Source organism: Onishia taeanensis (assembly GCF_013349955.1).
Taxonomy (GTDB): Bacteria; Pseudomonadota; Gammaproteobacteria; order Pseudomonadales; family Halomonadaceae; genus Onishia; species Onishia taeanensis_B.
This window is the reverse complement of sequence record NZ_JABVXC010000003.1, coordinates 94,467-118,749: the sequence shown is the minus strand read 5'-3', so window position 1 is coordinate 118,749 and position 24,283 is coordinate 94,467. Positions and strand designations below refer to the sequence as shown.

Below are 24,283 nucleotides of genomic sequence, written 5' to 3'. Positions count from 1 at the left end.
ACATCCATCAGACGAAGTCGAGCTCATTGGGGTCGGTTTCATCCAAGGAGGTGTGAGCCATGTGGATTTCCTATCTAGTGCCGGTGGTGCTGCTGATCATGCTGCTGGCGGCATCGATTCGCATTCTGCCCGAATACAAGCGGGGTGTGGTGTTCTTCCTGGGGCGCTTCCAGCGGGTCATGGGGCCGGGGCTGGTCTTCATCATTCCCGCCGTTCAGCGGATGCAGGTGGTCGACCTTCGGGTGATCACCATGGATGTGCCGGAGCAGGACGTGATTTCTCAGGACAACGTTACCGTCAGGGTCAATGCGGTGCTGTACTTCCGGGTGGTCGATCCGGAGAAGGCCATTATCCAGGTCGAGCACTATGTCAATGCCACCAGCCAACTGGCCCAGACCACCCTGCGCTCGGTGCTTGGCAAGCACGAGCTCGACGAAATGCTTTCCGAGCGCGACAAGCTCAATAAGGACATTCAGGAAATCATCGATAGCTCTGCCGAGGGGTGGGGCATCAAGGTCGCCAACGTCGAGATCAAGCACGTCGATCTCGACGAGAGCATGATCCGCGCCATCGCCCGCCAGGCCGAGGCGGAGCGCGAGCGGCGTGCCAAGGTCATCCATGCCGAAGGCGAGCTGCAGGCATCGAAGAAACTGGTCGAAGCCGCCAATGTGATGTCTGAAAACTCGGCAGCACTGCAACTGCGTTACCTGCAGACCATGAGCGACATGAGTAACAAGAATGCCTCGACCATCTTCTTCCCGCTGCCCATGGATGTCATGCAGGCTTTCCGGGATATGGGCGAGTACCGAGGGTCTCCGTCGCCTCGGTCCGACTCCAGGGGCGATGACAGTAGTGACGAGGTAAGTGGCTAGTAACTGATCAGTCAATCCTGAGGTCGCCCTGGCAGTCACCTTAGCCCCATCGTCGCTGCTCCCGGGGGTGCAGGCCGCGCAGTCAGCTGTTAAGATTCGTCGCTTGCAAAAAAGACGTTGATAACACTAGGGTCGAGGGTCGCCGTAACGGCCCTTGCCTTAGGATAACGGGATGATTCTCTGTGGCAGCAGACACGATAGTTAATACTTGGCAACACCTGCCAGTCATCGGCAGCACCCCGCCCTAGCGTTCCCTTTCCCATCCTGGCGCTGTCTTCATGGCAGCGTCATCGCTTGGCGTTATCCTGACGCCAAACGTGCTGATTAGCGACACGCTCCGCTGAGTTCTCGGTCTGCCTTTGCTGGCGGGCTGAATCGAGTGTCGCGCTTAACTCAGCTCCCCTATCTCGACGTCATCGCGCACCACGCGCTTCGCGCCTTCGGGCATGACATGGACCCACGACTGGACCGCAGAATGATCCGATCAATCAAGCAAGACTGGTTTTCCAATATCAAGGGCGATTCGCTATCGGGAATCGTGGTGGCGCTGGCGTTGATTCCGGAGGCCATTGCCTTCTCGATCATCGCCGGTGTCGACCCCAAGGTCGGCCTATACGCTTCTTTCTGTATTGCCGTGATCATCGCCTTTACCGGCGGGCGGCCGGGCATGATCTCGGCGGCAACCGGCGCCATGGCGCTGCTGATGGTTACGCTGGTCAAGGAGCATGGGCTTGAGTACCTGCTGGCGGCGACCCTTTTGACCGGGGTATTGCAGATCGTGGCTGGCTACTTGCGGCTCGCCGACCTGATGCGCTTCGTGTCGCGCTCGGTGGTCACCGGCTTCGTCAATGCCCTGGCGATCCTGATCTTCATGGCCCAGTTGCCCGAGCTCACCGACGTGACCTGGCATGTCTACGCCATGACGGCCGCAGGGCTCGGCATTATCTACCTCTTCCCGCTGATCCCGGTGATTGGCAAGGCTCTGCCGTCTCCGCTGGTGTGCATCCTGGTGCTGACGGTGGTGTATATGGTCTCGGGCATGGATATCCGTACCGTCGGCGATATGGGCGAGCTGCCGGATACCCTGCCGGTCTTCCTGTGGCCGGAAGTGCCGTTGAACCTCGAGACCCTCTGGATCATTCTGCCCTACTCGGTGATGCTGACCGTGGTGGGCCTGCTCGAGTCGATGATGACCGCTACCATCGTCGACGACCTGACCGATACGCCTTCCAACAAGAACCGCGAGTGCAAGGGGCAGGGGGTCGCCAACATCGGCGCCGGCTTGCTCGGCGGCATGGCGGGCTGCGCGATGATCGGCCAGTCGGTGATCAACATCAAATCTGGTGGCCGCGGTCGGCTGTCGACCCTGGTGGCCGGCGTAGTGTTACTGATGATGGTGGTCTTCCTGGCCGACTGGGTATCTCAGATTCCCATGGCGGCGCTGGTGGCCGTGATGATCATGGTCTCCATCGGCACCTTCAGCTGGACCTCGATCCGTGATCTGAAGAAGCATCCGCTGAGCACCAATATCGTGATGCTGGCGACCGTGGTGGTGACCGTCAGCACGCATAACCTGGCGATGGGGGTCTTCGTCGGCGTGCTGCTGGCCGCACTGTTCTTTGCCAACAAGGTCGGCAACATTCTCTACATCGGCTCCGAGGCCACCGAAGATGGCCGCGGCCGGCGTTATCAGGTCGTCGGGCAGGTGTTCTTCGCCTCTGGCGAGCGCTTCATGGGCGCCTTCGACTTCAAGGAAAGCGTCGAGCGGGTGGTGATCGACCTGTCGCGAGCGCATTTTTGGGATATCACCGCCGTTGAGGCGCTGGACAAGGCGGTGCTCAAATTCCGCCGTGAGGGCACCGAGGTCGAGGTGATCGGCCTCAACGAAGCCAGCGCGACCATCGTCGACCGCTTCGCGGTCCATGACAAGCCGGACGCCGTGGACAAGCTGATGGGCGGCCACTAAACCCCGAATCGCGCCGGTGCTATTCAGCGTCGGCGCATTGCGGTAGAAAGGCGATAAAAGAGATGCCACTCACCTGACAAGGATTTGCACCATGACCGATCAAGTGATGGCAGCCATCGACGGCTCTCACTTTTCCACCGGCGTATGCGATTACGCTGCCTGGGCGAGCTTGGCAATGGCTGCGCCACTGACCTTCCTGCATGTGGTCGACAACCACCCGCAGGTGGCCGAAGCCAATCTGACCGGTAACATCGGCCTGGGTTCTCGGGAGCACTTGCTCGAGGAACTCACGACGCTGGATGAACAGCGCGCGCGGCTGGCCCAGGAGCACGGCCGTGTGACACTCGATGCCGCCAAGGCTCGCGCCGTCGAAGATGGTATCACCGAGCCTTCCACACGCCAGCGCAACGGCGAGCTGGTCGAGACCCTGACCGAACTCGAAAACGACATCCGCTTGCTGGTGATCGGCAAGCGCGGCGAAGCTGCCCATCAAGCGCCCGAGCACCTGGGGTCCAACCTCGAGCGGGTAGTGCGCAGCCTGCATCGCCCGATTCTGATGGTGCCCGATGAGTTTCGTGCCCCCAAGCGCGTGATGATTGCCTTCGATGGCAGCAAGACCACCCGCAAGGGCGTTGAAATGATCGCCCAGAGCCCGTTGTTCAAGGGCATCGACTGTCACGTGGTGATGGTTGGAGCAGAGGTGGCCGATGTGCGCTCGCAGCTCGACTGGGCCTTGAAGACTCTCTCGGATGCTGGCTTCGAAGCCCACGGCGAGATTCGCGCCGGTGAGGTGGAAGCGAGCCTGCGCGGCTACGCCGAAGAGCACGATATCGACATGCTGGTGATGGGCGCCTATGGCCACTCGCGGGTGCGCCATCTGCTGGTGGGGAGTACGACCACCACCATGCTGCGTCGCGCCAGCCTGCCGGTGCTGCTGTTGCGTTAACGGCGCTGCGCGGATTGAGAAGCTCAGGGCGTGTCGGTACCTGCCGGTAAGGCGCCCTGAGCCAGCCACCAGCCGGCCATCAGCAAAGCCAGCATGGCCCCCAGCACGCCCTCGAAGGTGACGCCGGCATCCAGCGCGAAGCCAAGTAACGCCGGCGCAATGCCGGTGGAGAACACCATGGCGGCGCTGAGCGTCGCGCGCACGGTGCCCAGGTGCTCGCTACCCCATATGCTGACCAGCAGGCTGGTGGCGATCGGCTGTTGAGTGCCCATCGCCAGGCCTCCACCGACCATCAGCGCCCATACCCCGAGATCGCCGCCTACCAGCATGGCCAGCAGCAGCGCCAGAGCGAACGGCAGCAGGTAGAGGCGGGCCAGCAGCATGGGGCCGATATGATCCACCAGGCGTCCACCCAGCAAGGCACCGGGCAACTTGGCAAGCCCCATGCCGGTCAGCGCCAGGGCGTAGGTTGCCAGGGTGCTGCCGAGGTCTTCGGTCATGCGCGCCTGGTAAATGAAGAGTCCGGTCATCGAGATCGGTAGGGTCATCAGCAGAGGCAGCAGCCGCCAGAAGCGCGTCTCGCGGAACGGGCGCGGCCCTTGACGGCCTTCGTGCGCGGCCGGCCGCCTGCTCGGCGCTTGCGGCCAGGGGCCGCGCAAGAGCAGCGGTAGCCACAGGGCGGCGAGTACCAGACCAAACAGCCACCACAGCTCCTGCCACCCGAACCATACCAGCAGCATGGCGATCAGCGGTGGCAGGGCACTCTCACCCAGCATCACTCCCAGGCTGATCAACCCCAGCGCGCGCCCGCGCTCGGCCACGAATTCGCGACCGGCCAGCGTGTTGCCCAAGTGAGTCATCATACCCTGACCGCAAAGACGCACTAGGCCCAGGCCGAGCAGGCCCAGGAGCCACCAGGGGGATAGAGTGAGCAGCATGACGCCCAGGGTCAGGCTTGCCAGCACGAGAATGGCGAAGCGTCGTGGCGGAATCCAGTCGATGCTCGGGCCCAGTCTTAGCATGGCGAAGCCCGCGACCAGAGTGACCAGCGCATAGGCACTGCCGAACTCGCCGGCCGTCAGACCCAGTCTCGCACTGATGGGCGCCTGGAAGAGCCCGATGAAGAAGCTCTGCCCGAAGCTGGATGAGAACATCGCCAGAAAGGCGATGGACAGCAGGCCGCGATGATGGCGCAGCAAGTCTTGATATCCCGCCATAATGACCAAAGTCCCTTTTGGCTGGCACGGTGCCGCGTTGCATTACCGTGCTGAAGTAAAGTGTTTTCCGCTTTGTTGCGCTGTATTAGGATGCCGTCTGGATTTGTCACTCACTTACTCACAAACTCAAGCAGCGAGACACTCATGACCATCGTTCGACATGATACTAAGGCACGCATGAGCCGCGCCGTGATCCACAATGGGGTAGGCTATCTGTGCGGCCAGGTGGCTAGCCCCGAAGCCCGCCACGGCGATATTGCTGAACAGACTCGCAGCATGCTCGAGCGGGTCGATGCGCTGCTCGAGGAAGTGGGCTCCGACCGTGAGCACTTGCTATCGGCGACCATTTACCTCAAAGAAGGCCACGATTTTGCCTCCATGAACGAGGTCTGGGATGCCTGGGTGCCAGACGGGCATGCCCCGGCGCGGACCTGCATCACCGCACCGATGCCAGCCGATGAGCTCAAGGTCGAGATCACCGTGACCTGTGCCATCAAGGGCTGAGCGACGCCTCGCTCTTCCGGGGAGCGTCTTCTTCGCTCCCCGCCTAGCCTTCCTGCTCTCCTGCCGAATGGCTGGCGCTATCGTCTGCGGTTTTCGTGGGTGGCATTTTCCCCGCTGCTGCGGGCTCATTGCCTAGCCAGTCCACCAGCCAGTGCACCAAGCCTTGGTTGACCACTTCTTGGGCGTCAGTCAGCCGGATGGTGAGGGTGTCTCCGTTGCTGATGGCCATGTCCAAACGTTCGACTCGCTCGCCGCCAGTAAGGGTCAGGGTCGACAGCGGCAGCTCCAGGTCTAGGGCCCGGGGATGCAGGGATACCTGCCATGCGTCAGTATCACCGGAAAGGTCGAGTCGGTAGTCCTCACGCAGCGCCGAAAAGCGCCCGCCGATTAGATCGACCATGTGACGCTGAAAGGTATCGCGCTCGGGTAGCAGCGCCTCAATGTTAGTCTCAATATCGTTTACGCCGGCTGTTGGCCCATAAGCTACCTGGTCCGGCGTGAAAGTCAGTGCCTGACGATTGGGAGATGCGAACAGCCAGATCAGCTGTCGGTCACGCTGATACAGAAAACGGCCTTGGCTATGCAGGCGGACTTCTCGTTCGGCCAGCCAATGGAGCTGGCGAAAATGGCCTTGCAACTGCGTGGGAGTGGCCAAGCGTGTCTCCAGTTCATCGAGATCTAAGGCCTTTACCGGCAGGCTTGCCAAGCCTAGAGGTAGCAGCAGGGCGAGTGCTCTGACGTTCATGATCCTTTCCTGGGCGTGGCACCGTTCATCGGGCGCTCTCTGTATCTGCAGACGGGAGGGTCGTTAGTGTAGCGCAGCGGGTGCCTGCCAGCCGCTGTCGGCCAAAGCAGGCACTTCGTGCGACTCTCAGGACGCATCCGAATCGGTCGGGAAGCGAGTCGGCTGCAGACTTTCCTTGATCTTCTTGAGATGATCGAGGAAATCCTCGCCGCGGCGAAGGGTCACGCCGGTGGCCAATACGTCGATCAGTGCCAGGTGGATCATGCGTGAGGTCATCGGCATGTAGACATCGGTATCTTCTGGCGTCGTGACCTCGAGGGTTTCGGTGCACTCCCTGGCCAGCGGCGAGCCAGGAGCGGTGATACCCAGTACCACAGCGCTGTTGTCACGGGCTAGTCGAGCGATTTCGACCAGCTCTCGGGTGCGGCCGGTATAGGAGATGATCACCACCACGTCGCCGGTGTGGCAGGAGGCGGCGACCATGCGTTGCATCAGCACATCCTCGTAGGCCATCACCGGTAGGTTGAAGCGGAAGAACTTGTGCTGGGCATCCTGGGCCACCGGCCCCGAGGCACCGAGGCCGAAGAAGTGAATCTGCTTGGCCTGAATCAGGTAATCGACGGCTCGTTCGACGCGTTTGGCATCCAGTTCGCGGCGGGCTTCATCGAGGGCAGCGATGGTGGCACCGAAGATTTTGTCACCGTAGTGGGCGGCATCGTCGTCGCGCTCGACGTTGCGACTGACGTAGGGTGTACCACCGGCCAGACTCTGTGCCAGCTTGATCTTGAAATCCGGGTAGCCCTTGGCTTCGAAGTTGCGGCAGAAGCGATTGACGGTCGGTTCGCTGACCGAGGCCGCCTGTGCCAGGGTGGCGATGCTCATGCCGGTGGCAGAGGCCGGATCCTGTAGGATGACATCGGCCACCTTGCGCTCGGAGCGATTAAGCTCGTCCAGACGAGCGCGGATGCGGGCGATCAGATCGTGACTGGCCATGCTGAGGGAATGTCTCCGTAGCGACGAACATGACGAGGCGGCATGATGGGATGGCTGTACCGAACTGGCAGAGCAATCTGCGGCGCGCTTCTCGTCATGTAGTGATTTAACTACATTGTGCAGGATATGCTAGCGTGAGCAGTGGGAGTGCGCCAAATCATCGCCATTGCCATGCTGTTTGTGTGGTAAAGTTACTTATAAATATTGCTTTTTGTCGCACGAATAACGTATTTTGTGCGTAAGTTAACCATATTTCAGGGGGCGAGGCATGACCCGCGATACCCATTCTCAGAACACTGGCCGTCTGGATGTCGACCTGGCCCTGTTCGGTGCTTTGGGCGATCTGGCCCTGCGCAAGCTGTTTCCTGCGCTCTATCAGCTGGATCGCGAAGGGCTGATGCCCGCCGATACCCGCGTGCTCGGTCTGGCACGCCATGAGCTGGATGTCAGCGATTTTCGCGACAAGGTGGCCGAGGCCCTCAAGAAGCGGGTCAAGCCCAAGGAGCAGGACGCCGAAAGCCTGGCTCGCTTCCTCGAGCGTATCGACTACGCCAAGGTCGACTTCGCCAAGCCCGACGACTATCAGGCCGTGCGTGCCTGGCGAGAGGGGTCGCCCCGGCCGATGGTGGTCTATCTGTCGGTGCCGGCGAAAATCTATGGTGACATCTGCCGTAACCTCGACGCCAGCGACAGCCTGGATGACGAGTCGCGGGTGGTGGTCGAAAAGCCGATCGGTTATGACCTGAGCTCGTCTCAGGAAATCAATGACGTCATCGGCGAAGTGTTCCCGGAATCGCGGATCTATCGCATCGATCACTATCTGGGCAAGGAAACCGTTCAGAACCTGATCGCGCTGCGTTTTGCCAACCCGCTGTTCGGCACCCAGTGGAACCAGAACCATATCTCCCACGTCGAGATCACCGTGGCCGAGGAAGTGGGTATCGAAGGGCGCTGGGGCTACTTCGACCAGGCCGGCCAGCTGCGCGATATGGTGCAGAACCACTTGCTGCAGTTGCTCTGCCTGACGGCCATGGATCCGCCCTCGAATCTTGACGCCGATGCCATCCGTGACGAGAAGGTCAAGGTGCTCAAGGCGCTGAAACCCTTCACCCATGAGTCGCTGGATCGGGATGTGGTGCGCGGTCAGTACACGGCCGGTACCAGCGCCGGGCAGGCAGTGCCTGGCTATCTCGAGGAAGAGGGCGCCAATACCGACAGCCATACCGAGACCTTCGTGGCCATGAAGACCGAAGTGGCCAACTGGCGCTGGGCGGGAGTGCCGTTCTATCTGCGCACCGGCAAGCGTTTGCCGGACAAGCTGTCGCAGATCGTGATCCATTTCCGCCAGCAGCCGCACTATATCTTCGACCCGGACCAACGCAGCCTGGCAGCCAACAAGCTGGTCATCCGTCTGCAGCCTGAAGAAGGCATTGCCTTGCAGGTGCTGACCAAGGATGCCGGACTCGACAAAGGTATGCGCCTGCGCACCGGTCCGCTGCACCTGGATTTCAACAGTGCCTTCCCCAAGACGCGCATTCCCGACGCCTACGAGCGTCTGCTGCTCGAGGTGATGAAGGGACAGCAGTACCTGTTCGTGCGTCGCGATGAGATCGAATATGCCTGGCGTTGGTGTGATCAGCTGATCGCTGGCTGGGAAGACCGTGGCACGCCACCCCGCCGCTACCCGGCGGGTTCCTGGGGGCCGGTGGCCTCGATCGCCATGATCACCCAGGACGGCCGTAGCTGGTACGAAGACTACTGACCCGGTGCCCCGCGAGCGGGGCACCACGATAACTGCACGAGGATGCAACATGAGCACCAGTCGCGAACATTTGGCCCAGCAGTTGGCTGAGGCCGTGGCCGAAGCGCTGCGCGCAGATCTCGCAGCACAGGACAGGGCCTTGCTGGTGGTCTCCGGCGGCTCTACTCCGGTGCCGTTCTTCCATGCGCTGGCCACCAAGTCGCTGCCATGGTCGCGTATCGACGTGACGCTGGCCGACGAGCGCTGGGTCGCCGAGTCGGCTTCCGACAGCAATGCCCGGCTGGTGCGCGAGCATTTGCTGACGGCAGAAGCGGCTGCCGCCAATTTTGTGCCTCTGACCACCGACGATGCTACCCCGGAACAGGGTGCGGCGGTCGTCGGCGAGCGCCTGGCAGGGCTTAGCTGGCCGGCGAGCGTGGTCATTCTCGGCATGGGCGACGATGGCCATACGGCCTCGCTGTTCCCGGATAGCCAGGAACTGCCGTTGGCGCTGAGTACCGAAGCGACGGTCGTTGCGGTGCGTACTCCCAGCCAGCCCCAGGCACGCATTACGCTGAGCGCCGACCGGCTGCATCAGTCCAAGCGCCATGTGCTACATCTCAACGGCGAGGGCAAGCGTTCCAAACTGGCCGCGGCCCTCGGCGGCGATGATGTGCAAGCGCTGCCGATTCGCGCCTTCCTTGCTTGCCCGCTGGCGATCTACTGGGCGCCCTAGGCAATGTCTGAAAAGTACTGCGCTCGGCCATACGGCGTTAAACATCGGCTCAAGATGCTCATTTACACCCCGTAAACTCCGCGCTTTCGCCGATTTTTGCCTTGTCTGGTCTTCGCTCGTCGACTTTTCAGATAAAGCCTAGGAAACACTGAATGAATGCCTGCGCGTTTCAATCACTGCGTTGTGCGGTGCTCGGAATCCTCACATATACCGCATATGCCCCGGTTCCTGTGCTCCGTGCGCCTTGTGCTTGAACCGCTCGACGATTGATTCAGCGCTTCCTTGATTTTTTGGAGACCATCATGACCATCGACAAGCAGCTGCCTTCCACCCGCACGACCGAACTCGACAGCATCTGTCTTAAGGCCGAGGTGATCCCGGTGATCACCATCGAACGCATCGAAGATGCCGTTCCTCTGGCGCGCGCTCTGGTCGAGGGCGGCCTGCCAGTGCTGGAGATCACCCTGCGTACCGACTGCGCGCTCGAGGCCATTCGCCGCATGCGCGAAGCGCTGCCCGGCGCCAGCATCGGCGTTGGCACCGTGCTGACGCCGGCTCAGTACCGTCAGGCCGAACAGGTCGGGGCCGATTTCGTGGTGACTCCCGGGGCGACCGAGGCGCTGTATCGCTATGGGGTCGAGAGCCCGGTGCCCATGCTGCCCGGCATTTCCACCATCTCTGAGCTGATGACCGGCTGGCAGTATGGCTATCGTCGCTTCAAGTTCTTCCCGGCGGAATCCAGCGGCGGTGCCAAGGCCATCAAGTCCTTCGGGGGCCCGATTCCCGAGGCGCGCTTCTGTCCGACCGGCGGCATCACCGTCGATAATGCCGAGGACTACCTCAAACTGCCTAACGTGATGTGCGTCGGCGGTTCCTGGCTGACGCCCCAGGCGTTGGTCGAGGCCGAGGACTGGGATGGCATCCGCGAGCTGGCCCGTCAGGCTGCCGAGCGTTTCCACCACTGAGCCCGCCGCTGGCAGAGTCCTTCATCGCTTAACGTTTCTCTCTCGACAGCTCTGCTGTTGTTCGACCCGCCGCTGGCGGGTCTTTTTTTATCTGGCGAGTCGCTGCGCAGCACTACCGAAGGAACGCTCCGCCGAGAGGGGCTATCTGGGTGAGAACTGAGCCATCGTTGCTTGCTGCTGGCGATACCAGTCGGCGAAGGCCTCGGACGGTAGCGGGCGTGAGTAGTAGTAGCCTTGAGCGGTTTCGCAGCCAAGGTCGTAGAGCATGGCGGCCTGGGCGGCTTGTTCGATGCCTTCGGCCACCACATCGCAACAGAAGCTGTGTGCCATGGCGATGACGGTAGCCGCTAGATTGCGGTCTTCATCGCTATCCGGCAGCGGGCTGACGAAAGCGCGATCGATCTTCAGAGTGCTGACCGGGAGGGTCTTCAAGTAGGCAAGCGACGAGTAGCCGGTGCCGAAGTCATCGATGGCGATACGAGTGCCGGCGCGAGCGAGAAGGGTAAGCTGTTCACGGGCCAGGTCGACATCCACCATCAGGCCCGATTCGGTGACTTCGAGTCCCAGGCTGGTGCCGGGCAGACCGTGGCGGCGCAGTCGCTCGAGCAGCCGTTCAGCAAAATCCTGTCGTGACAGCTGGCGGGCGGCTACGTTGATGGCGAGGTGGAAGTCCTCATCGATCCAGGCTTCCTGCTGCCATGCCTTGAGGTGCCCGAGCGCCGCATCGATAACCCAGTCGCCGATGGCGAGAATGTCACCGCTGGCTTCGGCCAGGGGGATAAAGTCGGCCGGCGAGACGGTACCGAAGTCGGGATGGTGCCAGCGCAGCAGCGCTTCGGCACCGACTGCTCGTCCGCTGGCCAGGTCGACCTTGGGTTGGAAGGCCAGTTCGAGCTCTCCTCTATCTCCTGCGCCGCGCAGGGCCTGTTGTAGTTTCAGGCGACGTCGTTGTTGTTGCTCAAGGGCTTCGGAGTAGTACTGCACCATCGGCGCGTAACCATGAGGAAGGGCCAGAGCGGCCTGGTGGATCAGACGCTCGGGGTCGAAGTGGCTGGCCTGGCAGATGCCGATGCGTGCCTTGATGGGCAGTAGCAGATCGCCTACGGGATGATCCTGATGAACCAGGCGACACAGACTGTCGGCAAGTTCAACCAGAGCAGCGGTATTCTCGGGATCGGGGCAGATCACCAGCCATTCAGTCCCTCCCCAAGGGCCGACGACATGGGAAGGCGGCAGCGTCGCCGACAGCTGTTGGCCGAGGCGGTTGAGCAGCGCCTCGATGGTGCCGTAGCCATGCAGTCGCATGATGTCATCCAGTCCATCCAGGGCGATGAAGAGGATGCCGGTAGATTCGTCCAGCTGCGACAGCTCCTCGAGGACCAGGGTCAGTCCCTGGCGGTTGGGCAGGCCGGTGGTGGGGTTGGTTCGCGCCTGTCGCTCGAGCGCTTGGGTGCGCTGTGCGACCAGGTGTTCGAGGGCTTCTGCTTGCTGATCACGGACCTCGAAGCGGTGCTGAACCGAGAGAACGTTGTTGATGCGCTGCAAGACCTCGTCGTGACGAAATGGCTTGGTCAGGAAATCACGCGCGCCCAGCGACAGGGCTGTCTGCCGGGTCTCATGGTCGTGCTGGGCGGTGAGCACGATCACCGGTGGCGCTTGAAAGCCGAAGCGTTCCGTAAGGGCACTCATGACGCCATGGCCGTCGAGGTTCGGCATGCGGATATCGAGGAGAATCAGGTCCGGGTAGTCGGCCTCGCAGAGTGACACCACGCGCGTGCTGTCGCAGGTGCTGGTGACGTTCTCGAAGCCATGCTCGTCGAGCAGATCGAGCAGCAGTTCGACATTGGTCGGATTATCGTCAACCACCAGCAGGCGTTTATGGGTCAGGGCGGTGTCATCCGTCAATCTAGGACTCCTCGAGTCGCGAGCATCATATGGGCATCGGGCATCGGGCATCGGGCATCGGGCATCGGGCATCAGGTATCGGGCATCGAGCACCGGGCATCGAGCACCGGGTGTCGAACATCGAATATCAGGACAGCAGGCGGGCCAGCGTCTCACTAAAGGTGCCTAGCTCCAGCGGCTTGGTGAGATAGGCATCGAATCCAGCCTTTAGGCCGCGTTGCTGGTCATGAGCCATGGCATTGGCCGACAGAGCGACCACCGGCAGATCGGCATGCGCGTGAGATCGGCGCAAGGTGTCAAGTGCCTGATAGCCGTCCATGCCCGGCAGGTGCAGGTCCATCAGCACCAGGTCTGGGGGGGAGTGACGGATCAACTCGAGGCCGACTTCAGCGCTGGGCACCACCTGCAGGCTGAAACCCTCGAGGTCCTCGATGATGTCCTCCATGAGGCGCTGGTTGGTTGGGTTGTCTTCGATATAGAGCAGCCGATGACTCGTCAGCAGGGTGTCTGTTGCTCGTGCATCCGGCGAGGCGACATCTGCCTGTGCCTCACCGTTAACCGCCAAGGGTAGTTCGAACCAGAAGTCGCTGCCCTCGCCAGGAGTGCTTTCGACGCCGATGGTGCCCTGCATGTGCTCAACCAGCTCGCGGGTGATGGCCAGGCCAATCCCGGTGCCCTCAATGGCACTGTGTTCGGCAGCAAGTCGTTGGAAGGGCTCGAAAAGCTCTGCTTTATGCTTGTCGGGAATGCCGAGGCCGGTGTCACTGACGGTGACGCGCACACGAGAGTCGATCTGTGTGACGTAGAGTTTCACGCACCCGGCTTCACGGTTGTATTTGATGGCATTGGACATCAGGTTCAAGAGCACCTGCTTGGTGCGGGTATAGTCGGCGACCACGGCAACATCCGGCTCGGGTGTCTCGGCCGTCAGATTGATGCCGGCGTTCTCGGCGATGCCTGCCAGGGTGTCACTGGCATCCTTGATAAGGCTGCCAATCGACAGGGGCTCCAGGGAAAGCTGCAGGCGGCCGGCTTCGATCTTGGCGAGATCAAGTACCTCATTGATCAAGCCGAGCAGATGATGGCCGCTCTTTTCGATCTGTTGGACCTGGCGCTGCTGGCGCTCGTTGAGCGGCGCTTTGCGGCTGTTGGCAAGCAACTGAGCGAAGCCGAGAATCGCGTTGAGCGGGGTGCGCAGCTCATGACTCATCGAAGACAGAAAGTCGCTCTTGGCCAGGTTGGCCTTTTCCGCCTGGTCTCTTGCGGCAGCCAGTTCGGCAATGATGTTCTCGCGCTGTGCTCGCTGACGATAGAAGTTGATCAACAGCGCACAGGTTGCCGTAAAGGGCTCGATCCAGTCGAGCAACGCCTTGTCGAAACGCTGGGGGCTGTTGGCGATGGCGTACATGCCGATCACCTTGTCGCCGTCATGAATCGGTACGCCGAGATAGTTGTGGATGTTGGGGTGACCGGAAGGAAAGCCACCGCGATGAGGGTGTGAAGCGAGGTCATTGGTCATCACCGTTTCGCCGTGGGCGAACACCCGACCAAGCAGGCTGTTGGGATTGTCCAGCGTCATGTCGCCACTGCGCAGCCGCAACATCAGTTTACGAGATTCCTCGCTCCAGCTCAGGTCGGTGATGGCATGAATCTTCAGGGCGGAATGCCCTTCGACCTCGATGACTTCGCCGATCAGCGCATAGTCGCTGCCGGTGAGTTTTCGTAGGCCATCCATCAGGAATTCCCAGAGGTGCTCGCCCGACATCAGCGCCTGGTAGTCCGTGATGCCGTGGTGAAGCACCTTGAGCAGCGCCGCTTGTCGCTGAGCGGCGGTGATGTCGTGGGCGACGCCGACGGTGCCGCGAATGTTGCCCTGTGAATCGCGCAGTGGCGATACGGTCACATCGAACACCATGTGGTCTAGCGGTGGCAGGACGAAGCGCTCCGGCTCGCCCAGACGAATGACTGACTGCTCCGCGGCGGCCAGGCGCTCGGCGATGGGCGTAGGCAGGTAATCTTCGACTGTCTGGGGATCTGACGGAACGCCGTCGAGTCCCAGCCTGTCCAGGCAAGCGCGGTTGGCCGTCAGATAGCGTCCCCCAGTGCTGCGGGCATAGATGGGGTCTCGGCTGCTATCGAGGACGCCTTGCAACAAACTGCTGAGATGCCTGATTTCGGTCTTTTTCTCGGCCTCCTCGAGGCGCAGCAGGTGCAAGCGCAGTAACTCTTCGGCCTGGGCGGCTAGCATGGCCAAGCGCTGGTGCTCGTTAGGGCCGAAAGTGCGTGGACGAGTGTCGATCAAGCACAGGGTGCCGATCGGCATGGCGTCCTGAGGGCGCAGCGGGTGACCGGCGTAGAAGCGGATGTGCGGGGGGCCGGTGACCAGGGGGTGATCGACGAAGGCTGGATCGTTGCCAGCGTCTTCGATGACAAAGGGGGCGTCATCGGCGACGGCATGGCCACAGAAGGAAATATCGCGGTGCGTTTCGCGGATGTCGAGGCCATGACATGACTTGAACCACTGACGTTGGTCGTCGACCAGTGAGATCAAGGCGATAGGAACGTCGAAGATGACCTGGGCCAAGCGTGTGAGGCCATCCAGGCCGTCCTCGGCGGGGGTGTCAAGGACCTGAAGTGCCTCTAGAGCGGCGAGGCGCCGCGCTTCTTCAGGATGTTTACCAGGTGTTTTCATGGCCAGCTCCGAGCGCTAGTTGCCAAGGGCAGACTCCCCCTAACCACAATATATCGGAGTGGCCGTCAAAAACTTTAGTATGTTTGCCTAATGTAAGTACTGCAGGTGTCCGACCCTCAGGTTTCAGGGCCGCCAGCCAGCCAGCTCTTCGTGCCCTGGTAAGGCTTCATAGGCGCCGGGACGTGTGACCGCGTGGGCACCGCAGCGGCAGGCGACGTTCACCGCGCGGCGCAGTATGGCTTCCTCGTGCCACCAGTCGTTGCCGGCTTGCTGGGCAGACAGGTCCTGGTCGGCAAGCGTGGCCAGCAGTCCTCCGATGAAAGCATCGCCGCCGGCGGTAGTGTCCACCGCGGTGACGGGAGGGGGCGTGACGGTGAAACAGCCATTCACGGTGCGCACTTCGACTGCGCCAGGACCATCGGTGATCAGAATCAGGCGTACGCCGGCGGTCAGGCGCTCGGCCAGCCAGTCTTCGGCCGGGTGGTCCCCGCGCAGATAGTCGAGTTCCTCGCGGGATAGCTTGACCAGGGCAGCACGCTCGATCAGTTGGGTCACCGGACCGATTTCAGCCTGGCCGGTCGACCAGAGGTTGTGTCGCAGGTTGGCATCGACGCTGACCAGGCTTCCGCTCTTGGCGGCCATGTCGGCGAGACTCAGGGTGGTCTCGGCGATGCCGTCTTCGGTCAGGCTGTTGCTGCACAGGTGCAGGATCGCTGGGGACTCGAATACGCCGGGAGGCAGGTGCTCGAGGCGATACAGCAGGTCCGCTGCCGGTGGACGATAGAAGTCGAAAGTGCGTTCGCCCGCCGCGTCGCGAGAGACGAAGGCAAGCGCAGTGCGTGCTTCACGCGTGCGCACTACGCCCGAGGTATCGACGCCATGAGACTCCAGCTCTGCGGCCAGGAAGTCGCCGAAGTGGTCGTCGCCGAGCATGCCGAGAAACCGGCTGGGCACGCCTAGGCGAGCGCAGGCCACGGCGACATTGGCCGGCGCGCCACCGGCGTAGGGGGTAAAGGTCTCGGGGCCCTGGGTATCGTCGCCAAGGCGGCTGGAGAGCATATCGACGAGGGCCTCGCCGAAGGCAATGATGGGTGTCATGAGGAAGTATCCTGCTTGGCCGGTGACTGGGTGGCCTTGGCCTTGGCGGTATTTTTCTTTCCACCTTCAGCGGCCTTGGCCTTTGCAGCGGCACCGCTCTGGCGTTCGCCGAAGTGACCGCGAACCAAGGCCAATAGCCCCTGGGTTGAGGCATCGAAGTCCTGGCTGTTCTCGTCGATGCGTTCGCTGATCTCGCCGGCGATGCGCTTGCCGAGCTGGACGCCCCACTGGTCGAAGGAGTTGATGTTCCAGATCACGCCCTGCACGAACACCTTGTGTTCGTAGAGGGCAATCAGCGCGCCCAGGTTCTTCGGCGTTAGTTCATCCAGCAATAGGGTGCTCGACGGACGGTTGCCCGGGCAGCTGTAGGGGTCGAGCTGGCTGCTGTCCTGACTGCCTTCCATGAAGGCATTGGCCTGGGCGAGCATATTGGTCAGCAGCGCGAAGTGGTGGTCTTCGAAGCCGGATTCGGGCTTCAGCGAGGCGATGAAGTCGATCGGCACGAAGCGTGTACCCTGGTGCAGCAGCTGGAAGAAAGCATGCTGGCCGTTGGAGCCGGTCTCGCCCCAGACGATCGGTCCGGTCTTGTAGTTGACCGGCTGGCCGAAGATATCCACCGACTTGCCGTTGGACTCCATGTCGAGCTGCTGCAGAAAGGCGGGCAACTGATGCAGGGCCTGGTCATAGGGCACGATGGCCTGCGTCTCGGCGCCGTGAAAGTTGATGTACCAGATGCCGATCAGCGCCATCAGGACCGGCATGTTCTCGGCGAAGGGGGCCTCGATGAAATGCCTGTCCATCTCCTGGGCGCCCTCGAGCAGCTCGATGAAGCCCTCGAAACCGATGGATAGCGCGATGGGCAGGCCGATCGATGACCACATCGAATAACGCCCGCCGACCCAGGCCCAGAACTCGAAGACGTTTTCTTCGCGAATGCCAAACTCCATCGCTGCCTTGCGATTGGTCGAGGCAGCGATGAAGTGAGCGCCTACATCGGCGTCTTCTCCGGCACCGTCGAGGAACCAGCGCCTGGCGGTCTTGGCGTTGAGCAGCGTCTCCTGGGTCGAGAACGTCTTGGTCGAGACGATGAACAGCGTGGTCGCCGGGTCGAGGCGCTTCAACACCTTTTGGATATGGGTGCCATCGACGTTGGAAACGAAGTGGAAGTTCAGCTCGGGATGACGATGCTTGAGCAGCGCCCGGCAGGCCATGTTGGGGCCGAGATCCGAACCACCGATGCCGATGTTGACCACGTCCTTGATGCGCTCGCCGCTGTAGCCTTTCCACTCGCCGCTGCGAACCTCTTCCGAGAAACGCTTGATCTGTTCGCGGGTCTGGTGGATTTCCGGCATCACGTTCTTGCCATCCACATAGACCGGTTCGTCGCTCAGGTTGCGCAGGGCGGTGTGCAGCACCGGGCGGTCTTCGGTGACATTGATGATGTCGCCGGAGAACATCTGTGCGCGCCGCTGCACCAGGGCGGAGTGGTCGGCAAGCTCGAGCAGTGTCTTGAGCACCTCGTCGGACACCTGGTGCTTGGAGTAGTCGAGGAAGAGTCCACCGACGCGCAGGCTCATCTTCTCGAAGCGCTCAGGGTCAGCCTTGAAGTAGTCGCTGATGCGATCATTGGCGGTCTGCTGGTGCAGGCGTTCAAGGGCCTGCCAGGTGACGCTGCGGGTCAGTTGGAACATGCCGTCCTCCGGGGTCGTGGGTGGCGTCATTGTTGTGATGGTGGCTTGTTATCATGGTCGCCGATTGGATGAATCGAGTCACCCATAGCGGATGGGCCTTTTCAGCCCTCCTATCGGCACCCAGGCTGCTCAGGCGACTCGGTGGCTACGAGCCTCCTCGAGCAGGGCGAACCAAGTGGGGCGCTCCAGATTCAGGTTGGCGCCGGTCAGTAATTCATCGATGCGGCTGGACCTCAGGGTGCCGATTACCGGCACCGGACGTTGGGGCAGGGCCCTCAGCCAGGCGAGGGCGAGGCCGGCGGAACTGGTTTCGAGATCCTCCGCGATCCTCGAGAGCGACTCGCCGAGAACGTCCTCGAAGACGATGCCTCCGCCCAGTGGTGACCAGGCCATGGGTTGCAGGTTATCGGCGACCAGGGCGTCATAGCGTCCATCGAACAGCGGGTCAGGATAGGCCAGCGACAGCTGCAGTTGATGGCCGACCAGCTTGTGTTGCATGGCGTGCTGCAGGCGACGCCACTGTTCGGGGAGGAAGTTCGAGACCCCGGCGGCGCCGATCTTGCCGGCATCGATGGCGGCGTCCAGTGCGTATGCAGTGGCCTCAGCGTTCATCAGCGGGTCGGGGCGGTGGAGCAGGAAGTGCTCGAGGCGCTCGACGCCGAGACGATCCAGGGCATCGTCGATGGCCTGGGTAATGTACTCAGGTGAGCTGTCATAGTGTTTGACGCCCATCGGCGAGAGGTCGCGTCCGGGGGTGACGATGCTCGCCTTGGTGACGATCTTGACTCGTTTGGCGAGCGCCGGCCGGGCGCGCAGCGCCTGACCGAACAGGGTTTCTCCCTGACGGTCGCCGTAAATGTCGGCATGATCGAACCAGTCGAGGCCCTGGTCGAGGCGTGCTTCGATCCAGTCAGCCATGGCGTTCGGTCGGTGCAGGGCCTCGTATTCATGCAGCCGCATCATGCCCAGCAGAAAGGGGGCATCGCGAAAAAATTCGGTGCTCATCGATCACCCTCCGCACGTGACAGGGTAGTGCCCAGCAGGTGCTGAGCGCCGGGGACCAGCCAGACCGGATCGAGGCGTGTGAAGGCCGGCTCGACGCACAGGAAATGGCGGCCGGCATCCGCTGAGGTGTCGGCCGGCAGGTCATCGCCGGGATGCCAGACCACCGTCGAATCGCTGCCCTGCTTGGCGATGGTGAGCTGGCGCTCGCCATCATCGAGTACCAGCGGCCGGTTGGAATGATAGATGCGGTCCAGCGGGCCACGGATACCAAGTTCGCCCTGCTGTTCGCATTCGGCGAAGTCGGCGCGTTTGTCGAGATAGCGGGCGCCCGCCAGCCCAGTGAGGCGACAGCCCTGAACATTGGCCACGGCCAGGTAACTGTGCAGGGCGGCGGTCAGCTTGACCGGTGTTTCACCGACATGCTCGCTGATCAGCTCCACGTGCAGGCGCTGGGCATTGGCCTGGATAACCGCGCGTACCGAGAGCTGAGAGTGCAGGCGCTGGGCAGGCGAGAGGTGCAGCTCGACGCCTTCCTCATGCTCATCCACGCCGTCCAGGCGCCAGTCCGCCAGGCGTGCCGGACCATGCATGGGGCCGGAACGGTCCGGCGACTCATCGGCGGTATGCTCATCGGCGAACCAGGGCCAGCATAGCGGGATGCCACCGCGAATCGCGCCCGGCCGCTGCTGTGGCGTGGGCGTGACCCAAAGCCAGCCACCGGTCACCAGGCCGCTTTCATCGGTGTCCGCCGCCGGAGATTCCGCCGCTTCCAGCGCAGCATCGGGCGCCTGAGTGGTGGGTGCTTGTCGCGCGGCATCGGGCGCGGTTGAAGCGCCTGCGGCTCGCTCGGTTTCGGGGGCGAAAGGTAAAAAGTGCAGCACCTGGGCGCCTTGCAGCGATACCGCAAGCTCCCCCCAGGGCTCGCGGGCCAGCCACAGAGTGCGGCCCTGCCATTCGGCTTGGCGCTGTCCGTGGGTGGCGTCCAGCAGTTCGCGCAGGGACCTTGGAATCATTCGACCTCCTCGTTGTGCAATGCCTCGGCAGCGCCCAGCAGCCCCGTCCAGGGTGCGGTCACCACCCAGCTCGGGATGTCGGCATTGTAAGCGCTCATTCGGCCCTTGTCGGCAAAGGCGGCGCGAAAGCGACTATCTGGCAACCAGTCGAGCAGCCTAGGCAGGATGCCGCCGCATAGATAGACGCCGCCACGGGCGCCAGTGGTCAGGGCTGCATCGCCGCACACGTCACCGAGGATCTTGAGGAAGCGCTGCACGGTGTCCACGGCGATGGCATCGCCTTCGGCGGCACCGGCCGTGACCTCGGCGGGGCTCTGGTAGCGCGGATTAGCGCCCTTCAGGGAGGCATGAGCGCAATATAGGTCGAGAAGTCCCTGCCCGCAGAGGATGCGTTCCACCGACACTCGGCCGTAGCGTGTATGGAAATAGCGCAGCAGGTTCTGTTCCCGCTCGTCGGTGGGGGCAAAGGTCACATGTCCCCCCTCGGTTGGTAGCGGAATCCAGGCGTGCTGACCGGGGAATACCGCGGCTACACCGAGACCGGTGCCAGGGCCGATCACCAGACGGATGCTGTGTGCCTGAGCCGAGCCGCCGCCCACCGGAACGAGATCCTCGGAGGCGACATGCGGCACGCCCAGCGCCTGGGCGGTGAAGTCGTTGATGACCTTGAACAACGTTAGGTTGAGGGTCTGCTGTACCTCGGCCTTGGAGAAGGCCCAGGCATTGTTGGTCATCTTCACCCAGTCGTCGTGCACCGGGCAGGCGAAGGCCAGGCAGGCTTCACGGGGGGCGTGCTCGCCAGTCTGGCCGACCCGGGCTAAATAATCCTCGACGGCCTCCACCAAGCTCGGATAGTCGGCGCAGGGCAGACTCAGAATATCGTGGGGGGCGAAGCTTCCTGGCGCCACCAGCGCAAAACGCGCATTGGTGCCGCCAATATCACCAATCAGGGCCGGGCGGGTCATGTGTCAGCCTCCGGCTTTCGGACTAGGATGCCGCCGCATGCGGCGGCATCCATCGGAGCTTGGCGAGTCACTAGGCGTCCTCTTCCTGGATCTGCTGTTGCTGGCGCGCCAGGTCGTCGGCCTCGAAGCCGCCGAAGACGCCAGCCCCTTCTTCGGCACCCCTGGCGAGATGACGGAAGCCGGCAAAGAGCTCGCGGCCAAGCCCGGAGTGATAGTGATCCAGGTTGGCATCGGCCAGGGGGCGCTTGGCCAGCTCATCGGCTTTCACCAGCACGCTGAGTTCGCCGCGGTTGGCGTCAAGGCGCACCACATCACCTTCCTTGAGCTTGGCCAGCGGGCCCCCATCGATGGCTTCCGGGGTCATGTGGATGGCCGCCGGCACCTTGCCAGAAGCGCCCGACATGCGTCCATCGGTGACCAGGGCGACCTTGAAACCACGGTCCTGCAGCACGCCGAGGAAGGGGGTGAGCTTGTGCAGCTCCGGCATGCCGTTGGCCTTCGGCCCCTGGAAGCGCACCACGACCACTACGTCGCGGTCGAGCTCACCGGCTTCGAAGGCGGCCTTGAGCTGATTCTGATCATCGAAGATGCGTACCGGCGCTTCGACCAACCGGTGCTCGGCTTCCACGGCAGAGACCTTGATCACACCGCGGCCCAGGTTGCCGTCGAGTACGGTCAGGCCACCGGTCGGGGCGAAGGCCTCGGACACCGGGCGCAGCACATCAAGGTCGTGGCTCTCGGTGGGGCCTTCGCGCCAAACGAGCTTGCCGTCCTCGAGGAAGGGTTCCTGGGTGTAGGCGCTCATGTCGCTGCCGAAAACGGTGGCGATGTCCTGGTGGATCAGCCCGGCCCCGAGCAGTTCGCGAATCAGCAGGCTCATGCCGCCGGCGGCCTGGAAATGGTTGATGTCGGCCTGCCCGTTGGGATAGATGCGCGTCATGCTGGGCACGACGGCGGAAAGGGCGGTGAAGTCGTCCCAGGTGATGGTCAGGCCCGCTGCGGCGGCCATGGCCACTAGGTGCAGGGTATGGTTGGTCGAGCCACCGGAGGCCAACAGGCCGACCATGGCGTTGACAATCGCCTTCTCATCGACTTGCTTGTAGAAGGGGCGATAGTCGCCGCCGGCCTCTGTGTTACGGATCGTCTGCTCGGCGGCGTAGCGTGTCAGCGCTTCGCGCAGCGGGGTGCCGGGGTTGACGAAGGAGGCGCCGGGCAGGTGCAGCCCCATGATCTCCATCATCAACTGGTTGGAGTTGGCGGTGCCATAGAAAGTGCAGGTGCCCGGCCCATGGTAGGACTCGGATTCGGCCTCCAGGAGGGCGTCGCGGCCGACCTTGCCTTCGGCAAACAGCTGGCGAATGCGGGCCTTTTCCTTGTTGGGCAGGCCGCTGGTCATCGGGCCTGCCGGCACGAAGGTCGATGGCAGGTGACCGAAGCGCGCGGCGCTGATGAACAGTCCCGGCACGATCTTGTCACATACTCCGAGGAAGATCGCACCGTCGAACATGTTGTGTGACAGCCCCACGGCGGCGGCCATCGCGATCACCTCGCGGGAATATAGCGATAGCTCCATGCCCGGCTGGCCCTGAGTGACCCCGTCGCACATGGCCGGGACGCCACCGGCAAACTGGGCGGTCGAGCCCATGGCGCGGGCGGCGTCCTTGATGGTTTCCGGGAAGGATTCCAGCGGCTGGTGTGCCGACAGCATGTCGTTATATGACGAAATGATGCCGAGGTTGGCACTGTTCATCATCTTGAGCCGACCCTTGTCGGTCTCGCCGCAGGCAGCGAAGCCGTGAGCCAGGTTGCCGCAGGATAGCTCGCCGCGATGCACGCCACGGCCATGCTGGTCGGCCATGCGACGTTCATAGAGAGCCCGCCGCTCCTGGGAGCGCTCTCGAATGCGTTCGGTGACCTGGCGGACGACGTCGTTCAGAGGGGTATCTTGAGTAGCCATGGGCAGCCTCGCTAAGGGATGGTGGGTGGCAATGTTTGTAAATTTAGCAAAAAATTGCCTTGAATGTCGTCATGCTTTGGGCCAAATTGGGGCGCAAATGTAAGATTATTTCACCGGGGGCGACGGAGCTTTGACCGTCTCTCGTATGTTTCGGGCAATGTTCCTGCATATGACCCTCGATTCAAGCAGACGCCAGCAGAATCAGTGTGAGGATGCCGTCATGACGTTACGAGTAGCTATCAATGGTTTCGGCCGTATCGGTCGCAATGTGCTGCGAGCACTCTACGAAAACGGTTACAGCGACCGGATCGAGGTGGTTGCCATCAATGACCTGGGTGATTCGTCGCTCAACGCTCACTTGCTTAAGCACGATAGCGTGCATGGGCATTTCCCGCATCGGGTCGAGCACGACGACGAGAGCATCAGCATCGATGGTCAGCGCATCAGCATCTACGCTCAGCGTGATCCGGCGCAGCTGCCGTGGAAATCCCTGAACGTCGATCTGGTCATGGAGTGCACCGGTCTCTTCGTCAAGAAGGCCGATGCCGGCAAGCACCTCGAGGCCGGTGCCGGTCGCGTGCTGATTTCCGCGCCGAGTCCGGATGCCGACGCCACCGTGGTCTTTGGCGTCAACGACGACGTGCTGACCGCCGAACATAAGGTGGTCTCCAACGCCTCCTGCACCACCAACTGCTTGGCGCCTGTGGCCAAGGCCCTGAACGATGCCGTGGGCATCGAGAACGGCCTGATGACCACTGTCCATGCCTACACCAATGATCAGAACCTCTCTGACGTCTACCACAAGGACCCGTATCGGGCGCGCAGCGCGACTCAGTCGATGATCCCGACCAAGACCGGGGCCGCGGCGGCGGTGGGACTGGTGCTGCCGGAGCTCGAAGGCAAGTTCGATGGTCTGGCAGTGCGAGTTCCGGTGATCAACGTGTCGCTGGTGGATCTGGTGTTCACCGCTAGCCGCGATACCACCAAGGAAGAGGTCAACGAGATCGTCGCCAAGGCGGCGCAAGGCTCCAAGGTGCTGGCTGTCAATGCCCAGCCGCTGGTGTCGATCGATTTCAATCATGATGCCAACTCTTCCACCTTCGATGCCAACCATACTCGGGTCAATGGTCGCTTGGTCAAGGTAATGGCCTGGTATGACAACGAGTGGGGCTTTTCCAATCGCATGCTGGACACAGCGCTGGCCATGCACGCCGCTTCTTGAGGCGGTAAAGGGTACGGACGTCTCGTCAGCCTGCGGTTCCGGCGATCTCA

At 62.2% G+C, this 24,283-nt stretch carries 19 protein-coding genes; 8 read left to right on the top strand and 11 right to left on the bottom strand.

Translation table 11 applies throughout. The annotated features are described in order from the left end of the window. The first annotated feature begins 59 nt into the window (after positions 1–59). The 3 genes from HUS66_RS05305 to HUS66_RS05295 all read left to right on the top strand — a co-directional run bounded on the left by HUS66_RS05305 (position 60) and on the right by HUS66_RS05295 (position 3,784). Positions 60–872, top strand: coding sequence for a slipin family protein (locus HUS66_RS05305; protein WP_175069914.1), 813 nt, complete (start codon positions 60–62; stop codon positions 870–872). Between the two features lie 475 nt (positions 873–1,347). Then, positions 1,348–2,838: a SulP family inorganic anion transporter gene (locus HUS66_RS05300; protein WP_175069913.1), complete on the top strand. Its 1,491-nt coding sequence runs from the start codon at positions 1,348–1,350 to the stop codon at positions 2,836–2,838. Between the two features lie 91 nt (positions 2,839–2,929). Further along, positions 2,930–3,784, top strand: a complete 855-nt coding sequence (locus tag HUS66_RS05295; RefSeq protein WP_175069912.1) for a universal stress protein — start codon at positions 2,930–2,932, stop codon at positions 3,782–3,784. Positions 3,785–3,807: 23 nt separating this feature from the next. Here HUS66_RS05295 and HUS66_RS05290 read toward each other — a convergent pair whose 3' ends face one another. Next, positions 3,808–5,001, bottom strand: a complete 1,194-nt coding sequence (locus HUS66_RS05290; protein WP_175069911.1) for an MFS transporter — start codon at positions 4,999–5,001, stop codon at positions 3,808–3,810. A gap of 144 nt (positions 5,002–5,145) precedes the next feature. Between HUS66_RS05290 and HUS66_RS05285 the strand changes: the two genes are divergently transcribed. Then, on the top strand, positions 5,146–5,505 hold the full coding sequence (locus tag HUS66_RS05285; protein ID WP_175069910.1) for a RidA family protein: 360 nt from the start codon (positions 5,146–5,148) through the stop codon (positions 5,503–5,505). A 43-nt stretch (positions 5,506–5,548) separates the two neighbouring features. Here the strand turns inward: HUS66_RS05285 and HUS66_RS05280 are convergent, their stop codons facing one another. Both HUS66_RS05280 and HUS66_RS05275 read right to left on the bottom strand, forming a co-directional pair. After that, a complete protein-coding gene (locus tag HUS66_RS05280; RefSeq protein WP_175069909.1) occupies positions 5,549–6,250 on the bottom strand; it encodes a LolA family protein in 702 nt (233 codons plus the stop codon). Between the two features lie 126 nt (positions 6,251–6,376). After that, a complete protein-coding gene (locus HUS66_RS05275; protein WP_175069908.1) occupies positions 6,377–7,243 on the bottom strand; it encodes a MurR/RpiR family transcriptional regulator in 867 nt (288 codons plus the stop codon). 268 nt (positions 7,244–7,511) lie between these two features. Here HUS66_RS05275 and zwf point away from each other — a divergent pair, with 268 nt between their 5' ends. The 3 genes from zwf to HUS66_RS05260 all read left to right on the top strand — a co-directional run bounded on the left by zwf (position 7,512) and on the right by HUS66_RS05260 (position 10,685). Further along, positions 7,512–9,005, top strand: coding sequence for a glucose-6-phosphate dehydrogenase (gene zwf / locus HUS66_RS05270; RefSeq protein WP_175069907.1), 1,494 nt, complete (start codon positions 7,512–7,514; stop codon positions 9,003–9,005). Positions 9,006–9,054: 49 nt separating this feature from the next. Further along, positions 9,055–9,720, top strand: coding sequence for a 6-phosphogluconolactonase (gene pgl / locus HUS66_RS05265; RefSeq protein WP_175069906.1), 666 nt, complete (start codon positions 9,055–9,057; stop codon positions 9,718–9,720). 302 nt (positions 9,721–10,022) lie between these two features. Further along, positions 10,023–10,685: a bifunctional 4-hydroxy-2-oxoglutarate aldolase/2-dehydro-3-deoxy-phosphogluconate aldolase gene (locus HUS66_RS05260; RefSeq protein WP_112054396.1), complete on the top strand. Its 663-nt coding sequence runs from the start codon at positions 10,023–10,025 to the stop codon at positions 10,683–10,685. 141 nt (positions 10,686–10,826) lie between these two features. Here the strand turns inward: HUS66_RS05260 and HUS66_RS05255 are convergent, their stop codons facing one another. The 8 genes from HUS66_RS05255 to edd form a co-directional block, all read right to left on the bottom strand. Next, entirely contained in the window at positions 10,827–12,590 is a 1,764-nt protein-coding gene (locus tag HUS66_RS05255; RefSeq protein WP_254628702.1) for an EAL domain-containing response regulator, read from the bottom strand. Between the two features lie 127 nt (positions 12,591–12,717). Continuing rightward, on the bottom strand, positions 12,718–15,282 hold the full coding sequence (locus HUS66_RS05250; protein WP_175069905.1) for a GAF domain-containing protein: 2,565 nt from the start codon (positions 15,280–15,282) through the stop codon (positions 12,718–12,720). A gap of 123 nt (positions 15,283–15,405) precedes the next feature. After that, the gene (locus HUS66_RS05245; protein WP_175069904.1) at positions 15,406–16,380 is read right to left on the bottom strand and encodes a carbohydrate kinase family protein; all 975 of its coding nucleotides are present in this window, start codon (positions 16,378–16,380) and stop codon (positions 15,406–15,408) included. Then, complete coding sequence (gene pgi, locus HUS66_RS05240) at positions 16,377–18,071, bottom strand: glucose-6-phosphate isomerase (protein ID WP_175069903.1); 1,695 nt, start codon at positions 18,069–18,071, stop codon at positions 16,377–16,379. Before pgi ends, HUS66_RS05245 begins: the two co-directional genes overlap by 4 nt. 129 nt (positions 18,072–18,200) lie before the next feature. After that, positions 18,201–19,076, bottom strand: a complete 876-nt coding sequence (locus tag HUS66_RS05235; RefSeq protein WP_175069902.1) for an aldo/keto reductase — start codon at positions 19,074–19,076, stop codon at positions 18,201–18,203. Continuing rightward, positions 19,073–20,089, bottom strand: coding sequence for a D-hexose-6-phosphate mutarotase (locus HUS66_RS05230; protein WP_254628701.1), 1,017 nt, complete (start codon positions 20,087–20,089; stop codon positions 19,073–19,075). The genes HUS66_RS05235 and HUS66_RS05230 overlap by 4 nt, the downstream gene beginning before the upstream one ends. Continuing rightward, the gene (glk, locus tag HUS66_RS05225) at positions 20,086–21,054 is read right to left on the bottom strand and encodes a glucokinase (protein ID WP_175069901.1); all 969 of its coding nucleotides are present in this window, start codon (positions 21,052–21,054) and stop codon (positions 20,086–20,088) included. The genes HUS66_RS05230 and glk overlap by 4 nt, the downstream gene beginning before the upstream one ends. A gap of 70 nt (positions 21,055–21,124) precedes the next feature. After that, positions 21,125–23,011, bottom strand: a complete 1,887-nt coding sequence (gene edd / locus HUS66_RS05220) for a phosphogluconate dehydratase (protein WP_175069900.1) — start codon at positions 23,009–23,011, stop codon at positions 21,125–21,127. 220 nt (positions 23,012–23,231) lie between these two features. On the opposite strand from edd, the gene gap reads away from it, so the two are divergent. After that, entirely contained in the window at positions 23,232–24,233 is a 1,002-nt protein-coding gene (gene gap, locus HUS66_RS05215; protein WP_175069899.1) for a type I glyceraldehyde-3-phosphate dehydrogenase, read from the top strand. The last annotated feature ends 50 nt before the right edge of the window (positions 24,234–24,283 follow it).